Source organism: Enterococcus sp. AMC2644, assembly GCF_058216475.1.
Genome location: NZ_CM177095.1, coordinates 2727438 through 2750261, shown reverse-complemented (window position 1 = coordinate 2750261; position 22824 = coordinate 2727438). Strand labels below are relative to the sequence as shown.

General features: G+C 35.3%; 18 protein-coding genes. 3 read left to right on the top strand and 15 right to left on the bottom strand.

Going from position 1 to position 22824, the window contains the following annotated elements:
• Nucleotide 1: 1 nt before the first annotated feature.
• Nucleotides 2-1195, bottom strand: coding sequence for a CdaR family protein (locus AC4BC5_RS13345; RefSeq protein WP_490495849.1), 1194 nt, complete (start codon nucleotides 1193-1195; stop codon nucleotides 2-4).
• Complete coding sequence (gene cdaA / locus AC4BC5_RS13340) at nucleotides 1195-2085, bottom strand: diadenylate cyclase CdaA (RefSeq protein WP_490495848.1); 891 nt, start codon at nucleotides 2083-2085, stop codon at nucleotides 1195-1197. The genes AC4BC5_RS13345 and cdaA overlap by 1 nt, the downstream gene beginning before the upstream one ends.
• A 185-nt stretch (nucleotides 2086-2270) precedes the next feature.
• Here cdaA and AC4BC5_RS13335 point away from each other — a divergent pair, with 185 nt between their 5' ends.
• Entirely contained in the window at nucleotides 2271-2783 is a 513-nt protein-coding gene (locus AC4BC5_RS13335; protein ID WP_490495847.1) for a thioredoxin domain-containing protein, read from the top strand.
• A gap of 113 nt (nucleotides 2784-2896) precedes the next feature.
• Here the strand turns inward: AC4BC5_RS13335 and whiA are convergent, their stop codons facing one another.
• The 5 genes from whiA to uvrB all read right to left on the bottom strand — a co-directional run bounded on the left by whiA (nucleotide 2897) and on the right by uvrB (nucleotide 10829).
• Nucleotides 2897-3832 carry a DNA-binding protein WhiA gene (whiA, locus tag AC4BC5_RS13330; protein ID WP_490495846.1) on the bottom strand — a complete coding sequence of 312 codons (936 nt, stop codon included), beginning with the start codon at nucleotides 3830-3832 and terminating at the stop codon, nucleotides 2897-2899.
• Between the two features lie 18 nt (nucleotides 3833-3850).
• The gene (locus AC4BC5_RS13325) at nucleotides 3851-4858 is read right to left on the bottom strand and encodes a gluconeogenesis factor YvcK family protein (protein WP_490495845.1); all 1008 of its coding nucleotides are present in this window, start codon (nucleotides 4856-4858) and stop codon (nucleotides 3851-3853) included.
• Entirely contained in the window at nucleotides 4855-5739 is an 885-nt protein-coding gene (gene rapZ / locus AC4BC5_RS13320) for an RNase adapter RapZ (RefSeq protein ID WP_490495844.1), read from the bottom strand. Before rapZ ends, AC4BC5_RS13325 begins: the two co-directional genes overlap by 4 nt.
• 261 nt (nucleotides 5740-6000) lie before the next feature.
• Nucleotides 6001-8826 (bottom strand): excinuclease ABC subunit UvrA, encoded by a 2826-nt coding sequence (gene uvrA / locus AC4BC5_RS13315; RefSeq protein WP_490495843.1) that lies wholly within the window; start codon nucleotides 8824-8826, stop codon nucleotides 6001-6003.
• 17 nt (nucleotides 8827-8843) lie between these two features.
• On the bottom strand, nucleotides 8844-10829 hold the full coding sequence (uvrB, locus tag AC4BC5_RS13310; RefSeq protein ID WP_490495842.1) for an excinuclease ABC subunit UvrB: 1986 nt from the start codon (nucleotides 10827-10829) through the stop codon (nucleotides 8844-8846).
• Between the two features lie 253 nt (nucleotides 10830-11082).
• Between uvrB and AC4BC5_RS13305 the strand changes: the two genes are divergently transcribed.
• The gene (locus AC4BC5_RS13305; RefSeq protein ID WP_490495841.1) at nucleotides 11083-13236 is read left to right on the top strand and encodes an amino acid ABC transporter substrate-binding protein/permease; all 2154 of its coding nucleotides are present in this window, start codon (nucleotides 11083-11085) and stop codon (nucleotides 13234-13236) included.
• 1 nt (nucleotide 13237) lies between these two features.
• Complete coding sequence (locus tag AC4BC5_RS13300; protein WP_490495840.1) at nucleotides 13238-13975, top strand: amino acid ABC transporter ATP-binding protein; 738 nt, start codon at nucleotides 13238-13240, stop codon at nucleotides 13973-13975.
• A 141-nt stretch (nucleotides 13976-14116) separates the two neighbouring features.
• Here AC4BC5_RS13300 and AC4BC5_RS13295 read toward each other — a convergent pair whose 3' ends face one another.
• The 8 genes from AC4BC5_RS13295 to hrcA form a co-directional block, all read right to left on the bottom strand.
• Nucleotides 14117-15313: an ABC transporter permease gene (locus AC4BC5_RS13295; RefSeq protein WP_490495839.1), complete on the bottom strand. Its 1197-nt coding sequence runs from the start codon at nucleotides 15311-15313 to the stop codon at nucleotides 14117-14119.
• On the bottom strand, nucleotides 15310-15993 hold the full coding sequence (locus AC4BC5_RS13290) for an ABC transporter ATP-binding protein (protein WP_490495838.1): 684 nt from the start codon (nucleotides 15991-15993) through the stop codon (nucleotides 15310-15312). Before AC4BC5_RS13290 ends, AC4BC5_RS13295 begins: the two co-directional genes overlap by 4 nt.
• Entirely contained in the window at nucleotides 15994-17181 is a 1188-nt protein-coding gene (locus AC4BC5_RS13285; RefSeq protein ID WP_490495837.1) for an efflux RND transporter periplasmic adaptor subunit, read from the bottom strand.
• Nucleotides 17178-17663, bottom strand: coding sequence for a hypothetical protein (locus AC4BC5_RS13280; RefSeq protein WP_490495836.1), 486 nt, complete (start codon nucleotides 17661-17663; stop codon nucleotides 17178-17180). The genes AC4BC5_RS13285 and AC4BC5_RS13280 overlap by 4 nt, the downstream gene beginning before the upstream one ends.
• Nucleotides 17664-17946: 283 nt before the next feature.
• Nucleotides 17947-19107, bottom strand: a complete 1161-nt coding sequence (gene dnaJ, locus AC4BC5_RS13275; RefSeq protein WP_490495835.1) for a molecular chaperone DnaJ — start codon at nucleotides 19105-19107, stop codon at nucleotides 17947-17949.
• Nucleotides 19108-19275: 168 nt separating this feature from the next.
• Complete coding sequence (gene dnaK / locus AC4BC5_RS13270) at nucleotides 19276-21099, bottom strand: molecular chaperone DnaK (protein WP_490495834.1); 1824 nt, start codon at nucleotides 21097-21099, stop codon at nucleotides 19276-19278.
• Nucleotides 21100-21150: 51 nt separating this feature from the next.
• Entirely contained in the window at nucleotides 21151-21696 is a 546-nt protein-coding gene (gene grpE / locus AC4BC5_RS13265; RefSeq protein WP_490495833.1) for a nucleotide exchange factor GrpE, read from the bottom strand.
• A 47-nt stretch (nucleotides 21697-21743) separates the two neighbouring features.
• Nucleotides 21744-22784: a heat-inducible transcriptional repressor HrcA gene (gene hrcA / locus AC4BC5_RS13260; protein WP_490495832.1), complete on the bottom strand. Its 1041-nt coding sequence runs from the start codon at nucleotides 22782-22784 to the stop codon at nucleotides 21744-21746.
• Nucleotides 22785-22824: the final 40 nt, after the last annotated feature.

The following is a 22824-nucleotide window of genomic DNA, read 5'->3' as shown; positions in this document are numbered from 1 at the left end:
ATTATTGTTCCTCTCTCATTGTCTCTTGTTCTTCAATTATTGAAGATGATTCTTGAGTACTTTCTTCTATTGTTTCTTCACTAAAACTTGAAGTTACTTCTGGTTCGTTTGAAGAATTTTTTTCTTCAGTAGAAGGAACTGTTCCTTCAGAAGTTTGCGGTAGTGATTGTCCAGCTCCTGTAGTTGACTCGTTGCTTCCCTCTGCTTCTGCAGATTCACTGGATACATTTGTCGTGCTACTTTTTTCTGTAAAGATTGGTGATATTTCCACTGTCACCTGTTTTGGTGTTGCTACAACGCCTTTTTCAGTTGGAATAGTCACTACTTTTTTTGTTGTTTTTTGCACATCCGATACATCTACAGGGACACCGATACTTTCAACTGTATCTAGCAACTGTTGTGATCCAGAAATTACTGCTTGTGTAGGACTTACTAGAAAGTCAAAATGCGAAACTCCAGTAGGTGTTGTTCCTTGCTGAACAGCATACAAACTAACTGATTTCTCAGGTACAGAAACTTGCAAGCTAACATCTACTGTTTGTGGATTGATTTCGGTTTGTAAAATCTCACCATTTTTATCTACTGCATATACGGGAGCTTCAATAGACTGATTATTTGTCACACCTTTTAAATCATCAACATCAGCCATGACTTTTGCAATATCTTTTAGCGTTTGTTCACCAGTAACTACAGTCACTTCACTTGGCTCAGAAACTATTTTATCTAATTGAAAGCCATCTTGCAAATTATCTTCTGAGTAATTGATTTCAACTGGAAATTTTTTGCTAACTTTTTTTTCAATTGTGACAGTAAAAATTCTTGATTCAATCTTCCCAGTAACACTATTACTCATATCTTGAATTTCTAACAACACATCATGTGTTCCCACATCTAAGTCTGTTAAATCAGCCACTACATGAAAATTTCGAGTTTCAACATTTTTTTCTGCATTTAATTGCACACGGTTCACACTAGATAGTGTCACGTCTACAGTTGGCTGATAGCCTTGAATAAAATACTTATCTGAATCATAGATAGTCTGGATTGGTACATCGGTCACCGTTTCCTCATAAGCACTAGGTGTAATTAAACTGCTTTGAAGGCTTGATCCATTAGCATTAAAAAATAATACTAAACTAAACAACAAAGCTAACAATCCATACATGACGTTGCTTTTTCTCTGCTTAGTAAACATTATTTGCCTCCTTTGTTTAATCTATTCAACTCATCTAAAATCGTGCGAAAAAAATTCTTCTTTTCTTTTGGTTTTTCTTCTAAAATAAATGCATCATTTAACATTTTCAAATATTCTTCTTGACTTAAATCTGGATATAGCTGGTTATTCAAAGTAATACTTACGTTTCCTGTTTCTTCTGAAACAATGATTGTTAAAGCATCACTTACTTCCGAAACACCTAGAGCTGCTCGATGTCTAGTCCCAAATTCTTTTGGTAATAATACACTATCTGACAGCGGTAAATAAGCACAAGAAACAGAAATTTTCCCATCACGAATAATAACTGCACCATCGTGTAATGGTGTATTCGGGATAAAAATATTTATCAATAACTCACCTGTAATATCTGCATCTAAAGGAATCCCAGTTTCGATATATTCCTCTAAGCCAGTGTTACGTTCAATTGTAATTAATGCACCAATTTTTCGTTTTGACATGTACTGAATTGCTTTATCAAAAGCTTTAATCATCTGTTCATCTTTATTACTTTCATTTTTTGTAGGGGTAAAGAAAGTTGTTCGACCTAAATGTTCCAAGCCCCGTCGAATTTCTGGTTGAAAAATAACAATTGCCGCAATCACCCCGTATGTGATTACTTGATCCATCAACCACGACAATGTGTGTAAGCCAATTAGTTCTGCTACGAAACGAATACCAATAAACATCGCTACCCCTTTAAATAATTGGATAGCTTTGGTTCCTCGTACCAGTTGGATTAGTTTATAAACAATATACCAAACAACAATAATGTCTAATACATTTATTAAAAAAGGTAATGAAAATACATCAATAGATAACAATTGTCTCCAATATTCTAAGTTAAATAATTCGCCAATATTAAGTTTCATACTAACAGCCTTCCTTTATTCTAAGACTCGCTCTTCTATTAGTATAGCATAGGTTTTTTTCCGGTGGCGATAAAAAAAGCTCTTCTTTGAAAAATTTTGAAAACTTTCCGAATACATTCCAAACAGGTAACTTTTCAATCATATAAAAATTCGTTACACTATACTTTATAAAGGGAGGAATTTTCATGGATATCTCAGTAATTAAAGCAAATGAAACTAACACAGACAACGGAATTTTTATTGGTGATTCAGCACCTAAGCAATTATTAGAATTTCTTAATGTTCGTTGTCCCTATTGCAAAAAATGGTTTGAGGAGTCTCTTGAACTTTTAAACGAAGCAGTTAGCGAGCATAAAATCCAACGTATTATCAAGTTAGTTGATCGGCCGAAAGAGTCACTTCAACGAGGAAATGTTATGCACCGTTTTGTAACAACAGAAGATGCCAAACAAACACTTGTGGATTTAACAAAAATTTTTGCTACACAAGCACAATGGGGAAACTTATCCTTAGAAGAAGTTGCTGAATTTGCTAAAAATGAACTTCATTTGTCGGAACATAACCATTTAGATTATGCTCAAAGCTTAATTGAAGAAACAGAGCGTGCAACTATTAAGTTTGTGCCTACAATTATTATTAATGACCACATTTTTGATGAAACTATTGATCAAGACACATTAAAAAGTTATTTAGCTTAAAATAAAAGTTAGGCTATAAGCCCCTTTAACAGTAAACTATCCGGGCTATTTAGATAGAAATCTCTAAATAGCCCGGATAGTTTTATCTTTTTTACTTATGTTACATTCCTATCTTAAGTTGCATCCTCACGTAAACGATCCGCAAATTCATTAATTTTGCGAATACGATGATTAATTCCTGATTTTGAAATCACACCCGAAGGAATCATCTCCCCCAACTCTTTAAGGCTCACTTCCGGATGCTCCAAACGAAGTTCCGCAATTTCCTGCAGTTTTTCTGGTAACGATTGTAATCCAACACGATCTTCAATATATTGTATATTTTCAATTTGTTTTGATGCTGCATCAATTGTTTTATTCATATTTGCTGTCTCACAATTCACTAAACGATTTACTGAATTTCGCATATCTCTAACAATCCGAACATCTTCAAATTTTAGCATAGAATTCGTTGCGCCAATCAACGTTAAAAAATCAGCAATATGTTCGGCACCCTTCAAATAAGAAATATACCCATTACGCCTCTCTAAGGTACGTGCGTTTAACCCGTAATAATTTAACATATTACAAATATCTTGATTGTGTTCTTCATAAATCGAATAAATCTCTAAATGGTAACGACTTGTCTCCGGATTATTAATAGAGCCAGACGCCATAAATGCGCCCCTTAGATATGAGCGCATTTTTTGAGCATTTCCCATAATTTCTCCTGAAACATGACTATGAAACATTAAACCATCCATAATTCCTAAATCATCTAAAACAGCTCGTGTTTCTTGTTTTAAACGAACAATATAGACGTTATTTTTTTTCAATTTCATTTTTCGACGAACCAATAACTCACTACGCACATCATAGTGATCTTTGAGTAAAGAATAAATCCGACGAGCAATCGCAGCATTTTCTGTTTGGACATTTAATATAATTTGTTGATTTGATAAACTAATTGAACCATTCATGCGAATCAATGCTGCCAATTCAGCCTTTGCATGTTCACGATGAACTTCTAAGCCCGTCAGTTCTTTTTTCACATCTGCTGCAAAAGACATCCTATCCTTCTCCTCTCTTTAGTTTTTTAATCGTGCGCCATACACAATACGTAGTAACTCTTGTACAACTTTTTCTCCATCATGAAATACACCATTATCTCGCAATTCTAAAAAATCGGTAGAAACTACACGACAGTTTTCTTTACGAAGACCGTTAAAGTCATGTTGAACTTGTACTAGATATTCATCATAGGTTTCTGTATCCATATATCCTTCTGGTACTGGTTCAGTATTCACCAAGACAGTATCAACAAAACGCGCTTTTAGATGTTGATGTAAAACACGAACATGATCGGTATCTGTAAAATGTTCTGTTTCTCCTTTTTGCGTCATAATATTACAGATATATACGACCTCAGCCGTTGTTTCAAGCATAGCTTGACCAATTTCAGAAATCATCAAATTTGGTAAAATACTTGTAAATAAACTACCTGGTCCTAAAACAATCATATCTGCTTCTAAAATGGATGTTACGACTTTACGTGCCGCTTTTGGTTCATCATCATTTGCATGGTTGCGAACAAATACATGATCAATAGTTTTTCGATCTAAAGCAATTTTGGATTCACCTACAGCAGTTGTACCATCCTTAAACACAGCATGTAAGACTAGTGGTTCATCAGAAGAAGGATAGACCCGACCGTCAACATGCATCATTTTTGATAAGAGTTGCACAGCTTCATACGTACTACCACGCATTTCAGACATGGCTGCAATAATCAAATTTCCTAAGGCATGATTGGCTAAAAATTTATCTTCTTTGTTAAATCGATATTGAAAAACATCTGAATATAGTTTAGGCATATCTGACAGAGCTACTAATACATTTCGTAAATCACCTGGTGGCGTCATGGTAGTTACTGAGTCACGTAATTGGCCACTACTTCCACCGTCATCAGCCACCGTTACTACTGCCGTAATGTCTACCCCTTGATTTCGTAATCCTTTTAATATTACTGGTAAACCAGTGCCACCACCGACAACGACAATCTTTGGTTTTCTGATACGGTAGGTTTTCATTTTCATGAGCGGTTCACCGTCTCTTTTCGTTTATCTTTATCACGATGTGTGATATTTACTTTATAATCTTCAGCTAAGGCTTTCCCAACACGCTCAGTTAAAGCTACTGAACGATGTTGCCCTCCTGTACAACCAATTGCAATCGTTAAACTACTTTTTCCTTCTTTGACATAGCCTGGCATAATTATTTTCAATAAACTTAAAAATTGTGCATAAAAGTTTTCTGTCTCATCAAAAGACATTACATAATCGTAGACTGGTTTATCCATCCCAGTTAATGGACGTAGCTCGCTAATATAATGTGGGTTTGGTAAAAAGCGAACATCCATTGCAATATCAGCATCAATTGGCAAGCCATATTTAAACCCAAAGGATACCATCTCAACTCGGAAACCATGATCTTGAGAATGACGAAACTCTTGATTGATTTTTTCACGTAACTGACGTGGTGTTAAAGTTGTTGTATCAATAACAATAGATGCTCGTGTCTTTAAATCTTCTAAAATAGCTCGTTCTTTACGAATCCCTTCCGTCACCAAGCCATCCATCGCAAGTGGATGTGTGCGTCGTGTTTCTTTATAACGTGACACTAATTCATTATCCGAGGCGTCTAAAAACAGAACACGGGTATCAATAAAAGCAGTATTTTCAATATCTATTAACATACTTTGAATTTCTTCAAAAAATGAACGAGAACGTAAGTCAACGACTAAAGCAATCTTCGTAACTTTTCCTGATTCTTTAATTAGTTCCCAAAATTTAGGAATTAAGCTTGGAGGCATATTATCAATACAGAAATACCCCATGTCTTCAAAGCTTTGAATTGCGACAGTTTTTCCGGCACCACTCATTCCTGTAATAATAACTAATTCTAAACTTTCTACCATCGTTTTTGCTCCTCTCATCTATTGCGTATATGTGCAATTCAATGTTTACATATCATTATATCATTCCGGGCGTATCATTGCTAATTTTTATTATTTTAATTCAAAGAAAAAAAGCGATTTAGAATTTCTTCTGATCGCTTTTTTTCCATTTGAACGGATAGAACTTATAGGTGGAATTTCATTTAAGAAGATTCCAACTATCTGTAATTTTATCTAACCTCTAGTATTGTAGCAAGCTTTTTATTAGAGTTTTCTATAAACTTAACCCTTTTCTAAAATTGCCTGCAAATACTTTCCGGTATAACTTTCTTTAACTTGCGCAATTTCTTCAGGTGTTCCAGTTGCCAAAATGGTTCCCCCACCTTCGCCACCTTCTGGACCTAAGTCAATCACATGGTCGGCAGATTTAATGACATCTAAGTTATGTTCAATCACTAAAATAGTATTTCCGGCATCCACTAAGCGTTCTAATACCTTCAATAATCGGGCTATATCATCCGAGTGCAATCCTGTTGTTGGTTCATCTAAAATGTAAAAGCTTTTCCCATTCGATTTCTTATGAAGTTCACTTGCCAACTTCATTCGTTGCGCTTCACCACCTGATAAAGTTGTGGCTGGTTGTCCTAGAGTCACATAACCTAAACCAACATCAACAATTGTTTGAAGTTTACGATGAATTTTCGGAATATGTTTAAAGAATTCAACAGCATCTTCTACGGTCATATCTAAGATTTCAGAAATATTTTTCCCCTTGTAATGAACTTCTAGTGTTTCTGAATTATATCGTTTTCCATGACAGACTTCACAGGGAACATAAACATCAGGTAAGAAATGCATTTCAATCTTGATAATCCCGTCACCTTTACAAGCTTCACAGCGACCTCCTTTTACATTAAAACTAAAGCGGCCCTTTTTATATCCACGAATTTTCGCTTCATTGGTTTGCGCAAACAAATCACGAATATCATCAAAGACACTTGTATAAGTCGCTGGATTACTACGTGGTGTCCGACCAATTGGACTTTGATCGATATCAATAATTTTTTCGATACTTTCGTAACCGGTCATTTTCTTAAATTTCCCTGGTTTATTTGAATTTCGATTAATTTTTTGTGCTAAAGCTTTTTTCAAAATTTCATTAACTAAAGTCGATTTTCCTGAACCAGAAACTCCTGTTACAGCTACAAACTGTCCTAAAGGAAACGCAACAGACACATTTTTAAGGTTGTTTTCAGAAGCACCAGTAATTTTAATTGCTTGACCATTCGATTGACGTCGTTCTTTGGGAACAGGAATGTTTCTTTTACCGGATAAATACTGACCTGTCAATGAATTAGGATTAGCGGCGACCTCTTCTGGGGTACCTGCTGCAACAATTTCACCACCTGCATGACCTGCACCTGGTCCTACATCAATTAAATAATCTGCAGCTTTCATGGTGTCTTCATCATGTTCAACAACAATTAAAGTGTTTCCTAAATCCCGCATTTTCCTTAAAGAATCTAATAAGCGATCATTGTCCCGTTGATGCAAACCAATTGAAGGCTCATCAAGAATATATAAAACACCCGACAGATTGGAACCAATTTGCGTAGCTAAACGAATCCGTTGCGCTTCTCCACCAGATAAAGTTCCCGCAGAACGGCTTAATGTCAAATAATCCAACCCCACATTTTGTAGAAAACTTAATCGATCATCAATCTCTTTAACAATTGGACGGGCAATCATCGATTCTTGGGTACTTAATTCTAAACTATCTATAAAAGATACAGCTTTATTAATTGCTAATTCACTAATTTCTCCAATATGCTTGCTGTTGACCTTGACTGATAAAGCTTGTGGATTTAAACGATAACCTTGACAAGATTTACATGTCAATTCCGTCATGTATAAACGCATTTGATCCCGAGTAAAATCACTATTTGTCTCATGATAACGACGTTTGATATTTGTCAATATCCCTTCAAAAGGAACCTCTACATCTCGCACACCACCAAAATCATTTTCATAATGGAAATGGAATAATTCACCATTTGATCCATTCAAAATAATATCACGTTGGTCTTCAGGTAAATTTTCAAACGGTATATCCATATCAATATTAAACTCTAAACACGCTTGTTCTAACATTTGTGGATAATATTGTGAACTAATCGGATTCCACGGTATCAAAGCACCTTCTCGTAATGTCTTCGTCTGGTCAGGAATTACTAAGTCAATATCAACTTCTAGTTTAACACCTAAACCATCACACTCGGCGCATGCACCAAATGGAGCATTAAATGAGAATAAACGCGGCTCTAACTCACCCACTGTAAAGCCACAATAAGGACATGAATAGTGTTCACTAAATAATAATTCCTCTTGTCCAACAACATCAACAATTACATAGCCTTCCGATAAACGTAAAGCAGCTTCAAAAGAATCAAATAAACGAGAACGAATTCCTTCTTTTACTACAATCCGATCAATAATAATTGCAATGTCGTGCTTTTTGTTTTTTTCAAGTTCTGGGGCTTCAGAAATATCATAAATTTCTCCATCGACACGGATACGAACATAACCTTCCCGTTGAATAGTTTCAAAGACTCGTTTATGCTGCCCTTTCTTTTGAGAGACGACAGGAGCTAAAATTTGAATTTTACTTCGATCAGGTAATTCCAAAACTTGGTCAACCATTTGTTCCACGGATTGACTAGTAATTTCAATATGATCATTGGGACAAATTGGATGACCAATACGAGCATATAAAAGTCGTAAATAATCATTAATTTCGGTCACTGTTCCAACAGTAGATCTGGGATTTTTACTGGTTGTTTTTTGATCAATTGAGATTGCTGGGCTCAGACCATCAATACTATCTACATCTGGCTTATCCATTTGACCTAAGAATTGACGCGCATAAGCAGAGAGACTCTCAACATAACGTCGTTGTCCTTCTGCGTAAAGCGTATCAAAAGCTAGCGAACTTTTCCCCGAACCAGACAATCCAGTAACTACAACCAATTGGTCACGTGGAATAGTAACATCAATATTTTTTAAATTATGCGCACGTGCGCCATGAATCACGATTTTATCATTCGCCATAACATACCTCCTGTAAACTAAGCTTTCAACTCTAATATAGTGTCGCGTAAAGTTGCTGCTCTTTCAAAATCCAATGCTTTCGCAGCTTCTTTCATTTCTTTTTCTAATTTCAATAATAATAATTCTTTTTCTTCTTTTGATAGATCTTCATATGAATTCACATCATAATCTGCAGCTTCTTCAGCAACTTTCGAAATTGAAATCAAATCACGAATTTCTTTGATGATCGTTTTTGGTACAATTCCATGTTCTTTATTGTACGCTTTCTGAATGCTACGACGACGAGACGTTTCATCAATAGCTCGTTGCATTGAGTCAGTCATCTTATCTGCATACATAATTACTTTGCCTTCTGCATTTCTTGCAGCACGTCCTATAGTTTGGACTAATGACCGTTCGCTTCGTAAAAATCCTTCTTTATCAGCATCTAAAATTGCTACTAACGAAACTTCTGGAACATCCAAGCCCTCACGCAGTAAATTAATTCCAACTAATACATCAAATTCTCCTAAGCGTAAGTCGCGAATAATTTCTGTACGTTCTAATGTTTTAATATCACTATGAAGATACTTTACTTTAATTCCTAATTCTTTGAAATAATCAGTTAAGTCTTCAGACATTTTTTTCGTTAATGTTGTAACAAAAACACGCTCATTTTTTTCTACACGTTCATTAATTTCACCAACTAAATCATCAATTTGTCCCATAATTGGGCGAACCTCAATGATGGGATCTAATAAACCAGTAGGTCGGATGATTTGTTGAACAACACTATCTGTCTGCTCATGTTCATAAGGCCCTGGTGTTGCTGAAACATAAATAATTTGGTTAACATGCTTTTCAAATTCTTCTAACCGTAACGGACGGTTATCCAGTGCAGAAGGTAAACGAAAACCGTAATCGACCAGCATTTGTTTTCTCGCACGGTCCCCATTGTACATACCTCTAATTTGAGGCATAGTCACATGTGACTCATCAATAACAATAAGATAGTCATCTGGAAAGAAGTCAATTAATGTGTAGGGTGGTTCGCCTTCTTGACGTCCATCCATATGTCTAGAATAATTTTCAATTCCTGAGGTATAGCCCATTTCACGCAACATCTCTATGTCATAATTTGTCCGTTGCTCCAATCGTTGTGCTTCTAACAACTGATTATTTTCTTTTAAAATAGTCAACCTCAGATCTAATTCTTTTTGAATAGAAGTAATAGCGTGTTCCATATGATCGCTATCAGTTAAAAAGTGAGTTGCTGGAAAAATTGATACATGCTCCGTTTCACCTAAAATTTCACCCGTTAAAGCATCCACTTCACGAATTCGATCAATTTCATCTCCAAAAAATTCTACACGTAACGCTCGCTCATCACGTGAAGCTGGGAAAATTTCTACAACATCCCCTCGTACACGAAAACGACCACGTTGAAAATCAATATCATTTCTTTCAAATTGAATTTCAATTAATGAACGCAACAACTGATCACGGCTAATTTCCATACCTACACGTAAAGAAACAACTTGCTTTTGGTACTCCATTGGTGAACCCAAGCCAAAAATACACGACACAGAGGCAACAACTATCACATCATTGCGTTCTAATAATGCACTAGTTGCAGAATGTCGTAATTTATCTATTTCATCGTTGATACTTGAATCTTTTTCAATATAAGTGTCACTTGAAGGAACATACGCTTCAGGTTGATAATAATCATAATAACTAACAAAATATTCTACGGCATTGTTTGGGAAAAACTCTTTAAATTCTCCATATAATTGACCTGCTAAAGTTTTATTATGAGCAATAATCAACGTAGGTTTATTAACATTTTGAATAACATTCGAAATTGTATATGTCTTTCCTGTACCTGTCGCTCCTAGCAAAATTTGTTCTTTTTTATTTGCTAGCACACCTTCTGTCAACTCTTTAATTGCTTCGGGCTGATCTCCTGCAGGTTGATATTTGGAGACTAATTCAAAATGATGAGTAGTATCTCTTTCAATCATAAAATGCATGCCTTCTTTCTTCTTTAAAAGTCTTGAATATCAAGACCATCTACTTTCATTATTTTAACACAGCGAACATACTTTCGCTATTTTTTCTAACTTTTCAATCAAAAAAGGTTATTATGTCGTTATTTCTGACATTGAATGTCAGAAGAAAAGATTTTTTTTGTAAATTCCGGCTATTTTCTTGCCTAGTGCAAAAGCTTTGATATATAATTTTGTAATATCTGACACTTAGGAGGAATTATTTAATATGAAAAGAAAAACTCTATTCATTTCATTATTTTCGTTTATAATGACGTTATTCTTTTTTTCTAGCGTGACAACACTCGCTGCTGAAAAAACTTATAAAATAGGTACGGATGTCACATTCGCCCCTTTTGAATTCCAAAACGAAAAAAATGAATACGTTGGGATCGATATCGATTTGTTAAAAGCTATCGCTGACGATCAAGATTTTGACGTTGACTTGCGCCCTCTTGGGTTCGATTCATCTATACAAGGAGTTCAATCAAATCAATTGGATGCTATGATCGCTGGGATGAGTATCACAGACGAACGCAAAAAAAGCTTTGATTTCTCTGATCCATATTTTGACAGTGGTATTCAAATGGCTGTAAAAGCTGATGATAATGACACCACTTCTTTAGATGATTTAAAAGGAAAAACGGTTGGTGCTAAAGTTGGTACAGAAAGTGCAACTTTTTTAGAAGACAACAAAGATAAGTATGAATTTGATGTCAAAAACTACGATGATGCAACTGGTTTATACGGTGCAATTAAAAATGGGACAGTCGTTGCAATCTTTGATGATTTTCCTGTTTTGGGATACGCTATTAACCAAGGCGAACAATTAAAATTAGTTGGTGAGCCAGAAAAAGGAAATTCTTATGGTTTTGCTGTTAAAAAAGGCGAAAATAAAGAATTACTAGACAAGTTCAATACTGGATTAAAGAAAATGAAAGAATCTGGTGAATACGATAAAATTGTTGCTAAATATATTACCTCTGGCACAGAAGAAGCTGAATCTGGCGAGATGAAAAAAATCGAGCCTAAGAAAGATTCATATATTATAGCTAGTGATTCTGCATTTGCTCCCTTTGAATTCCAAGATGAAAATAATCAATATATTGGAATTGATGTGGACTTATTAAATCGTGTAGCTGAACTACAAGGCTTTAACATTCGTTTCAATCACATTGGCTTCTCTGGTGCAGTTCAAGCAGTCGAAGGTAATCAAGCAGACGGTATGATTGCTGGAATGTCAATTACAGATCAACGAAAAGAATCTTTTGATTTTTCAGACCCTTATTTTGAAAGTGGCATTCAATTAGCTGTTAAGACTGGGACAACGGACATTACTTCTTATGAAGATTTAGATGGAAAAACAGTTGGTGCTAAAGTTGGTACAGAAAGCGCTGATTTCTTAGAAAAAAATAAAGATGAATACAATTATAATATTAAGTATTACGATGCTGCAGATCAATTGTATGATGCTGTTCGTGTTGGAGCAATTGACGCTTTAATGGATGACTATCCAGTAATTGGTTACGCAATTGCTCAAGGCCAAGAATTAGAAACGCCAATTGACCGTGAATCCGGTGGCGAGTATGGTTTTGCTGTTAAAAAAGGGCAAAATCCTGAATTAGTAGAAATGTTTAATGAAGCTTTAGCTGAAATGAAACGCACTGGTGAATATGATGAAATTGTTTCTCGCTATATTCAAGATGGTAAAAAAGCTGAAAGTAGCGTGAATGAATCGACATTCACTGGTTTAATTAAAAACAACTACAAAATCTTACTAACAGGTTTGGGTAAAACAATTGCTTTAGCATTAATTTCTTTTGCTTTAGCATTAGTAGTTGGTATCATCTTTGGACTATTTAGTGTAGCACCAATTAAAGCTTTACGTGTGTTTGCTTCAATTTATGTAGATATCATTCGCGGTATTCCAATGATGGTATTAGCATTCTTTATCTTCTTTGGGTTATCTGATGCAATTGGTGTTACTATCCCCGACTTCGCAGCCGGTGTCATTACCTTAACCCTAAATGCAAGTGCCTATATTGCAGAAATTGTTCGTGGCGGTATCAATGCAGTTCCTAAAGGACAGATGGAAGCTTCCCGAAGCTTAGGGCTTTCTTATATTCGTACCATGCAAAAAATAATTTTACCGCAAGCAATTCGGATTATGATTCCTTCTTTCGTTAATCAATTTGTTATCTCATTGAAAGACACAACAATCATTTCTGTTATTGGTGTGGTGGAACTATTACAAACTGGGAAAATTATTGTAGCAAGAACAATGCAAAGTACGTACGTTTACTTAATTATTGCTATTATGTATTTAATTGTAATTACGGCACTAACAAAATTTGCCAAAGTGTTAGAAAAGAAGGTGAACTAAGATGAAAGAAAAAATTCTTGTTGAAAATCTCGTAAAAAAATATGGAGATAATACTGTTTTAAATAATGTCAGCACTTCAATTAAAGAGGGAGATGTTGTTTGTATCATCGGTCCTTCCGGTTCGGGCAAATCTACTTTCTTACGTTGTTTAAATCGCTTAGAAGAGCCTACAAGTGGTGATATTATCATCGATGGTGCACATTTGATGGACAAAACAACTAACATTAATCAAGTCCGCCAACACATCGGCATGGTATTCCAACATTTCAACTTGTTCCCACATCTTTCTGTCCTAGAGAATATTATTTTAGCTCCTATGGATTTGAAAGGTTCTTCAAAAAAAGAAGCAGAAGAACAAGCAACTAAATTACTTGAAACGGTTGGTTTAGCAGATAAAAAGAACATGTATCCCGATAATCTATCCGGCGGACAAAAACAACGTGTGGCTATCGCTCGTGCGCTAGCTATGAATCCAGATATTATGTTATTTGATGAACCAACTTCAGCACTTGATCCAGAAATGGTCGGTGATGTATTAAACGTTATGAAAAAATTAGCCAAACAAGGTATGACCATGGTGATTGTCACTCACGAAATGGGCTTTGCGAAAGAAGTAGCCAATCGTGTGATGTTTATTGATGGTGGTAATTTCTTAGAAGATGGCTCTCCAGAGCAACTCTTCAATCATCCTCAACATGAACGTACCAAAGATTTCTTGGACAAAGTATTGAATATTTAAAAATGAGACGATGACATAAGTCAAATAAGGTGACCCTATCCGAATTATATAGAACGTACACTGCCTGTTAAAGAAAGTGACACACTCTATATAGTTCGGATATTTCACTGTTATCAGACTGATACCCTCGTCTCTTTTTAACTATCTTAAAATCTCTATTAAATCTTTTTTAGCTGCTTCAGAAGCAGGCATTACAGAAAAAACAATACCAATCCCACTTGACACCCCTACAGCTAGCGCAATTGTAAAGAAATCAATAGCAACCGAAACATCGATTAAAGAACCGATTAAATATGCACAAGCAATACCAATGACGTACCCAACAATTCCGCCTACCAAGGTCAAAGTTACTCCTTCTAGAAGAAACTGTAAACGAATAGAATTGCGAGTTGCTCCTAAAGCTCGGCGAATACCTATTTCTTTGGTCCGCTCAGAAACTGAAATATACATCATATTCATTACTCCGACACCAGCGATTAATAACGATATCCCGGCTACACATGAAATAAACAACGTAATCGTTCCTAATATTTGACTGATACCATCTGTTAACACGGCGGTATCAAAAACCATATATTCACCAAAATCTTTCATAGTTCCTTTTTCTTCTAAGCGTTTAATTACATCCGTGGTCACTGTTGCGGGTGTAGCATCTTGTTCTAAAGTGACAATTAAGGTTGAACTTGAAGAATCATTTGTAAAGTATCGTTCATAAACTTTATCTGGAATCGAAATATTACTTTCAGGCATTGAAAACATACTTTCCATTTCATTTCCTTGGTAAACCCCGACAATTTGAAACAAATGGCCTTCAATTTCAAATCCACGATTCAGTGCATTTTCAGCTGTTTGATATAAATCTTTAGCAGTGACTGAATCAATAACGACGACCTTATTTTCTGTATCATTATCATAAGCAACTAATGCTCGCCCAAAAAGTATTTCCTGTGTTGACTTTTTTACTAAAGAAATTTGCTTTGTTTGTTTTTTATCTGCAATACTGACCTCTTTATAAACTGTCCCTTCCATTTTAGGATAGGTAACTGTTTTGACTCCAGTTATTTGATCAACGACTTCTCGGTCCGTATCGTTAAAAAAATTGACATTACTTGTATATAAGCTTTCATTTTGGGGCGTAAAATTTACTTGAATTTCAATTGCGTCAGAATCACCACTATTTAAGTTTTTAATCGTATCTTTTTCAAAACCACGTCCAATTGCCAAAATAGTTATAACGGCAGCGATGCCAATAATAATCCCAAACATGGTCAATAAGCTACGTTTGCGATTTTTAAAAACAGAGCGAATCGATGTCCGCCAATTTACGTAAAGATTCATCGATTCAACCCCTTATCTTCTATAATGGCACCATCTCGAATTTGAATTAGCCGTGTGCAATACGGAATCATCTCTGGATCGTGCGTAACTAAAATAATCGTGGCATTTTTTTCTTGATTTAATTGAACAAAAAGTTTCATAATTTCTTCTGAAGTATGGGTATCTAAAGCACCTGTTGGTTCGTCAGCAATAATAAATTTGGGTTCATTAATTACTGCCCGAGCAATTGCCACTCGTTGCTGTTGCCCTCCTGATAGCTGCTTAGGATATTTCGTCGCTTTGTCTGCTAAGCCAACCATCTCTAGAGCTGCTAAAACTTTTTGTTTTGTTTGATGAAAACTATATCCATTATAAAGTAATGGTAACTCAACATTTTCATATACTGTATTATTTTCAATTAAGCTAAAATTTTGAAAAACAAATCCGACTGTTTGGTTACGTACTTTTGAAAGAGCATCGTCTGACCAAGTGATAAAAGACTCTCCTTCAAATAAATACTCACCTTCGAAAGATTTATCGATAAAGCCCAATAAGTTAATCAATGTAGATTTACCAGATCCAGAAGGCCCCATAATTGCAATCATTTCACCTGAATCGATGTGTAGATTAATATTATTCAGGACCTGTAGACGTTCTTCTTCATTTTGATAATATTTGTTGATATATTGTAAATCAATCATCTACTTCACCATCACTTCTTGACCATCGCTTAATTTATTATCAGGATTTTCAATAAGTTGTTCTTTTTCAGATAAACCTTTCGTTACAATAACAAAACCATCTTTTTTTTCAAATGAAATTGATTTTTTATGTGCTTTACCATTTTTAACAACAAAAACAAAGGATTGTTCTTTTTCAGTTATCAAGGCATTTTCGGGAATACGCAACTCATCTATCGGTAACATAATTTGACAATTATAGCCATATTGAATATTTTTAACTGGCTTGACGGTAAAAGTGTACGTCGCAATACTCGTCTGAGTTGCTTCGGATGAATCAGGTAAAGGATTAATTTTTGTAATTGTGCCATCAATTTTTGTATTGTCATTTATTAATTGAATCGTGACTGGTGTATCCTTTTTCAACCGACTATAATCATATTCTGTAACTTTGGCCTCAATAATGGTTTCTTTACTAATCACTTGTATCAATGGAACAGCTGGATTGGCTTCACCTTTCATATCAATCATCACAATCCCCTCATTTTTAGAAAAAATGTTGGTAACAATCTTATTTTGAGTACTTTCAATACTTTCATTTGCACTATTTGCATCTAAATAAGCAGAATCCAATGCTTGTTGTGCTTGTAAAATAACATCATCTTGTGCTGATAAAGCTTCCATGTATTGATCTTTTTTAGCTTGTTCTTCTTGACGAATCGCTTGGCCTTCAGGCATGCTGTCATCAGCATTTTCAAATCGCGTAGAAGCCGTATATAGCTTGTCTTGAATTTCTTGTTTTTTTGCATAGGCATTATCCAAATTTTGTTGTGCCGTTTGGATAGCAAAATTCAATTTCTCTAGACTTTGTTCTTGTTCATCTATTTGCTCTTGAACAGCTTTATTTTCATACGCCAAAACAGCCGTATCTGCTTTAATTTCCTGACCATTTTGGACTAAAATTTCTGATATATCACCTTTTGATTGATCGTAATAAAAAGTATCGGTTGTGGCAGGTGCAGCAATACCTTTAAATAGTAGCGGATTAGCTTTTTCAAGCGTTACAATTCGATACGCATCTTCTTTTACTTGTGTTGGACGACTGTAAACATACGCCATAGCAATCACTGAAACCGCAAGGATAGCCGCAACGATACTTAAAACAATTTGTTTCTTTTTGCTTAACTTTTTACGTTTTTCTTTCTTCATACTTCCTCTCCAGTATCAGCTTTAAATAAATAAATTAACGCTAAGATTGCTGGCAAAGCTAGTAAAATTTGAATAACTAAGGTGATGATAGTCATCATCTGAGTCATTTCTCCTAAATCAACAGCAGGTGTAAATAAAAGAGAATAAACAATACCTATTACAGCCCAACCTAGATATAAATAGTATGGCATTTTCGACGCTAGCGTCCTTCTTTTTAACTTTTGATTATTTAGAAATAGCAACACAACAATAGCAATTGAGATCACTACATCAATTGCTGCATACACTTTAGATTGCAAACTATTGGCTTGCTCATATAATTGTGATGCTTGTGGCCCTAATAATTGTTCATTGTATAATGAAGGGTCGGGATTTAAAGCTGTAGGCAAACTAAACAAAGTGACAATTAAAAAAATACTGCATAACACCAACAAAACCATATTCCAACTTTTCGCCTTTTTTAAATTTTTAACGGTTTCCATAAATCTACTCCTTTTAATTTATTTGATAAAGAACAATCGTAAGTTAAAAAATTCACAATAACTAGTAATCATTCTACTATCGTTAATTATAGTGTACCACACTACTTTGTTTATCAACCTTTCAAAAATGTTAGTTTGTTTAAATAAATATTCTACATGTTATAAAAACTTTTAAATAATACGTAATTAAGTTACTTTCAATCTATAGGATATAGTTATCATTTTTTCAAAAAAAGTAGTAGAAAATCTATTTCCAAATAGACTTTCTACTACTTTCAGCGTTTTATTTTTTCTTTCCAAATGCATCTTTCATTTTATCGAAAAAACCTTCTGGTTGTTGCTCCGTAGTTTTTTGACCACTAACTTCTGCAAATTGGCGTAATGCTTCTTTTTGATTTTCATTTAAGTTTCTCGGTGTAATCAATTTAACTGTAACTTGTTGATCACCATTACCATTACCACGTAGTCGTGGCGCACCTTTACCGCGTAACCGGAATTTAGTTCCTGTTTGTGTTCCAGCAGGAATTTTTAATTTAACCTCACCATGAACCGTTGGAACATTAACCTCGTCACCTAAGGCAGCTTGAACAAAGTTTAATGGTAATTCATAATAAATTTCCGCACCATCACGATCAAAAATATCACTTTCTTCTACATAGAAAACAACATATAAATCACCGTAAGGACCACCATTTGTACCAGCTTCACCTTGACCAGCTAAACGCATTTGTTGACCGTTTTCTACTCCCGCAGGAACATTCACTTTAACACTGTGCGTTTTCTTTTCATGACCAGTACCATGACAAGTCTCACAAACATCCTTAATTTCTTTACCAGTACCATGACAAACATCACATGTTTGACGACTCATAACACGACCTAGTGGCGTTTGACGTTCCACATTAACCGTACCTGAGCCATGACATTTATGACACGTTTCAGGTTGTGTTCCTGGTTTAGCACCATTCCCACCACACGTATGACATGTTTCATCGCGTTTGTATTGAATATCTTTTTCTACACCGAAGATTGCTTCTTCAAATGTTAAATTAACTGAGTATTGTAAATCTTCTCCTTGTCGAGGAGCATTAGGGTTTACCGTACGCCCGCCTCCACCAAAGAATGATTCAAAAATATCTTCAAAACCGCCAAATCCTCCAGCACTTGAGAAGCCACCGTTAAATCCACCGAAACCACCAGCTCCGCCACCATAGTTTGGATCTGTACCGGCATGTCCATATTGATCATAAGCTGCACGTTTTTGTGGGTCACTTAAGATTTCATAGGCTTCTGAAACTTCTTTAAATTTCGTTTCAGCATCTGCTTCTTTGTTAATATCTGGATGGTATTTTTTGGAAAGCTTACGATACGCTTTTTTAATTTCGTCATCCGAAGCCCCTTTTTGTAAACCTAAGACTTCGTAATAATCACGTTTTGTTGCCATTGGCTTCCCTCCGTTTTCTTGCTTTTAACAGTCTTTCGTATTTTATCATAAAACCGAAAGAAGGAACATCCTTTTGAAAAAATCCTTTGAAAAAATGTTTATTTTCATCTCTTCAATCCAGAAGAAAAAGCCAAAGCGGATGACTTTGGCTTTTCACAAGTAACGAGCTTAGTCGTTATCTACTTCTTCAAAATCGGCATCAACCACATCATCTGCGCCACCTTGAGCAGCATTAGGATCTTGTTGTGCTTGTTGTTGAGCGGCTTGTTCGTACAATTTAACTGTTAAGTTTTGTACGATTTCATTCAACGCATCACGTTTTGTTTTCATTTCTTCAATATTGTTTGCTTCAACAGCGGCTTTTAATTCATCACGTGCATCTTCAGCTTTTTTCACTTCATCAGCATCAACTTTACCTTCTAACTCTTTCAAAGTCTTGTCAACAGTGAATAACAAAGCATCTACATCATTACGTAAATCTACTTCTTCTTTACGAGCTTTATCTGCTTCGGCGTTTGCTTCAGCATCTTTAACCATACGTTCAATTTCATCATCTGATAAACCTGAAGAAGATTTAATTGTAATAGTTTGTTCTTTTTGAGTACCTAAATCTTTTGCAGAAACATTTACAATACCGTTTTTGTCGATATCAAATGTAACTTCGATTTGAGGAATTCCACGTGGTGCTGGTGGAATATCAGTTAATTGGAATCTTCCAAGTGTTTTATTATCTGCAGACATTGGTCGTTCACCTTGTAATACATGGATGTCTACGGCTGGTTGATTATCTGCTGCTGTTGAGAATACTTGAGATTTACTTGTTGGAATTGTTGTATTACGATCAATTAATTTTGTAAATACGCCACCCATTGTTTCAATACCTAATGAAAGTGGTGTTACGTCAAGTAATACGACATCTTTAACATCACCAGTAATAACACCACCTTGAATGGCAGCTCCCATTGCAACTACTTCATCAGGGTTTACTGATTTGTTAGGTTCTTTTCCAGTTTCTTTACGTACAGCTTCTACAACTGCAGGAATACGAGTAGAACCACCAACTAGGATAACCTCATCAATTTCAGATTGAGAAATACCAGCGTCTTTTAATGCTTGGCGTACAGGAATTTTTGTACGTTCTACTAAATCAGCAGTTAATTCATCAAATTTTGCACGTGTTAATGTTAACTCTAAATGTAATGGGCCAGCCTCACCAGCTGTGATAAATGGTAAGCTAATTTGTGTGCTTGTTACACCAGATAAATCTTTTTTCGCTTTTTCAGCTGCATCTTTCAAACGTTGAACAGCCATTTTATCTTTACTTAAATCAATACCATTTTCTTTTTTGAATTCTTCTACCATGTAATCGATAATTTTATTGTCAAAGTCATCTCCACCAAGGTTGTTATCCCCAGCTGTTGACAATACGTCAAAGACCCCATCACCTAATTCAAGGATAGACACGTCAAATGTACCACCACCAAGGTCAAATACTAAAACTTTTTCATCACGATCAGTTTTGTCTAAACCATAAGCCAATGCTGCTGCAGTTGGTTCGTTAACAATACGTTCAACTTCTAAACCAGCAATTTTACCAGCATCTTTTGTTGCTTGACGTTGTGAATCATTAAAGTATGCAGGTACAGTAATAACTGCTTTTTCAACTTTTTCACCTAAATAATCTTCAGCAAAGCCTTTGATGTATTGTAAAATCATTGCTGAGATTTCTTGTGGTGTATAAGTTTTACCTTCTACTTCTACTTTATAACCAGCTTCACCAATATGGCGTTTAATTGATGAAATTGTGTTAGGATTAGTCACTGCTTGACGTTTTGCTACTTCACCAACTTGAATTTCACCATTTTTGAAAGAAACAACAGATGGTGTTGTACGATTTCCTTCTGGGTTTGTAATAATTTTTGCTTCGCCGCCTTCTAATACAGAAACAGCTGAGTTTGTTGTACCTAAGTCAATACCAATAATTTTGCTCATATTAAAGATCTCCTTTGTGTGTATTCGTTTCAATTAAATTATCAAATTTTATTATTGTGCGACAACAACCATGCTTGCACGTAAAACACGATCATGTAATTTATAGCCTTTTTGTAAGACTTCCACAATCGTATCTGACGGATATTCGTCAGATGCAGGTACGGTTTGCACAGCTTGATGTAGATTTGGATCAAAAGCTACTCCAGCAGCTAGAATTTCTTCAATTCCTTCTTCTTTTAAAGCTTGACGTAAACTATCTAATACCATCTCCACGCCTTTTTTCAAACTGATACTTTGTTCATCAGTCACTTCAGACCCTATTGCACGCTCTAAATTGTCAATGGCAGGCAATAATTTCTTACCTAAATCTTGCGAACGATATTTTTGCAATAATTCTCTTTCATTGCGATTACGATTTGTAATATTTGCAATTTCAGCACGCGCACGTAAGAATTTGTCTTCTGTCTCTTCTAGTTGTTTTTTCAGTTCATCGACTTCAGAAACAACTTCTGTTTCTTCTGTAGATTCGTCTACTGTCGATTCTTCTACTTCATTAGCTTCCTTTAATTCTTCAGAAGCTTGTTCTTTTTCTGACAATGGACTAACTTCCCTTCTATGTTGAAATCATGCTATTGATTAACTAGCTAATTATCAGAATCTAATGATCGATAATAATTAGCCAACGTTAAAGCTAATTCTTGTCGAAATACATCGACTAAACCAAACATTTTCGAATAAGGCATACTTGTAGGCCCTAACAAAGCGATGGTTCCTTTCCCGTGTCCTTCAATGTCATAACTTGCTTGAATCATACTCATATTATTCAATAGGTTATCTCCAAGTTCAGAACCAATTCGAATTTGAATGGCGCCATCACGTGGTGCTAACAATTGATTTAAGTTTTCTGAATCCTTCATAAATGAATACATCGACTTAAATTGTTCCACGTCTTGGGTATGTTCGAAATTCAATAAATTCATTCTTCCTCCGACAAAAACCTTCTCTTCAAAAATATGATTTAACATGCCGTCAAATAAATCCAGAACACCGTCAGTCGTTTGAAAGTATTTGTGCAGAATCATCGGAATTTCGGTCCGCAAACGATGATAGACGTTCATGAGCGGTTGCCCAATCAATTTATCATTAATGATACGAACCATTTTTTCAAGGTCATCACTACTTAAGTTTTTAGGAATTGAAAATATCTGACTTTCCACATTTCCTTTATCTGTGACAATTACTGCAATGATTTGGCGATTGTTTAAAGGAACAATTCGAAAACCAGTTAATTTCCGATCTTTGACATCTGGTCCTAGCGACAATGCAGTATAACTTGTCAAAGTAGATAAAATATTCGCAGACTGTTGAATAATTTCATTAATCTCATGAAATTCTTTACCAAAAGACTGCCTAATCAGTACAACATCTTCGTTATCTACTTTTGAAGGTGTTAGTAGGTGATCGACATAATATCGATAACCAGTCATTGATGGCACTCGACCTGAAGAAGAATGTGTTTTCGCAAGCAGTCCATAATCTTCAAGCATTTTCATCTCATTACGAATCGTTGCTGAACTTGCTTCAATGCCATCCTCCATTAATTTTTTCGAGCCAACTGGCTGGCCTAAATTTGTATAATTTTGGATGATCAGACGCAAGATGTTTTCTTGTCTTTCTGTTAACAAATTTATCACCTCTTAATTAGCACTCTTGCATATCAAGTGC